Origin of the sequence: Massilia agilis (assembly GCF_024756255.1) — a bacterium.
Lineage (GTDB): Bacteria > Pseudomonadota > Gammaproteobacteria > Burkholderiales > Burkholderiaceae_D > Telluria > Telluria agilis.
The window spans coordinates 1-1,695 of record NZ_JANUHB010000015.1 but is presented as its reverse complement, the minus strand read 5'-3'; the positions used below and the strand labels follow the sequence as shown (position 1 = coordinate 1,695).

The 1,695-nt window shown below is 52.6% G+C and carries 1 rRNA gene; it reads right to left on the bottom strand.

Annotated elements, in window-relative coordinates:
- Positions 1-34: 34 nt before the first annotated feature.
- Positions 35-1,695, bottom strand: a 23S ribosomal RNA gene (locus NX774_RS23255); the annotation flags it as partial.

Below are 1,695 nucleotides of genomic sequence, written 5' to 3'. Positions count from 1 at the left end.
CAACTGTACTCAATCCATAACCAGCTAAGGTTATAGGGACAAGCCGTACGGGCAATTAGTATCGGTTAGCTTAATGCATTACTGCACTTCCACACCCGACCTATCAACGTCCTGGTCTCGAACGACCCTTCAAGGAGCTCAAGGCTCCGGGAAATCTCATCTCAAGGCGAGTTTCCCGCTTAGATGCTTTCAGCGGTTATCTCTTCCGAACTTAGCTACCCGGCAATGCCACTGGCGTGACAACCGGTACACCAGAGGTTCGTCCACTCCGGTCCTCTCGTACTAGGAGCAGCCCCCTTCAAATTTCCAACGCCCACGGCAGATAGGGACCAAACTGTCTCACGACGTTTTAAACCCAGCTCACGTACCACTTTAAATGGCGAACAGCCATACCCTTGGGACCGGCTACAGCCCCAGGATGTGATGAGCCGACATCGAGGTGCCAAACTCCCCCGTCGATATGAACTCTTGGGAGGAATCAGCCTGTTATCCCCAGAGTACCTTTTATCCGTTGAGCGATGGCCCTTCCATACAGAACCACCGGATCACTATGTCCTACTTTCGTACCTGCTCGACTTGTCGGTCTCGCAGTTAAGCACGCTTATGCCATTGCACTATTAGCACGATGTCCGACCGTACCTAGCGTACCTTCGAACTCCTCCGTTACCGTTTAGGAGGAGACCGCCCCAGTCAAACTGCCTACCATGCACTGTCCCCGACCCGGATTACGGGCCAAGGTTAGAACCTCAAACGAACCAGGGTGGTATTTCAAGGATGGCTCCACGAGAACTGGCGTCCCCGCTTCAAAGCCTCCCACCTATCCTACACAGATTGGTTCAAAGTCCAATGCAAAGCTACAGTAAAGGTTCATGGGGTCTTTCCGTCTAGCCGCGGGTAGATTGCATCATCACAAACATTTCAACTTCGCTGAGTCTCGGGAGGAGACAGTGTGGCCATCGTTACGCCATTCGTGCAGGTCGGAACTTACCCGACAAGGAATTTCGCTACCTTAGGACCGTTATAGTTACGGCCGCCGTTTACTGGGACTTCAATCAAGAGCTTGCACCCCATCATTTAATCTTCCAGCACCGGGCAGGCGTCACACCCTATACGTCCACTTTCGTGTTTGCAGAGTGCTGTGTTTTTATTAAACAGTCGCAGCCACCAGTTTATTGCAACCCTTTCACCCTTCTGCAGTAAAGCAGTCAAGCTACCGGGGCGTACCTTTTCCCGAAGTTACGGTACCAATTTGCCGAGTTCCTTCTCCCGAGTTCTCTCAAGCGCCTTAGAATACTCATCTCGCCCACCTGTGTCGGTTTGCGGTACGGTCTCGTATGACTGAAGCTTAGAGGCTTTTCTTGGAACCACTTCCGATTGCTTCGCGGCACAAGGCCACTCGTCCCGATCCCTTGAATTACGCGCCCGGATTTGCCTAAGCGCCTTCTATGAACCAGGAACTAGCTATTCCAACAGCTAGACAACCTTCCGCGATCCGTCCCCCCATCGCATCATACGACGGTGCAGGAATATTAACCTGCTTCCCATCAGCTACGCATCTCTGCCTCGCCTTAGGGGCCGACTCACCCTGCTCCGATGAACGTTGAACAGGAAACCTTGGGCTTACGGCGTGGAGGCTTTTCACCCCCATTATCGCTACTCATGTCAGCATTCGCACTTCTGATACCTCCAGCATCC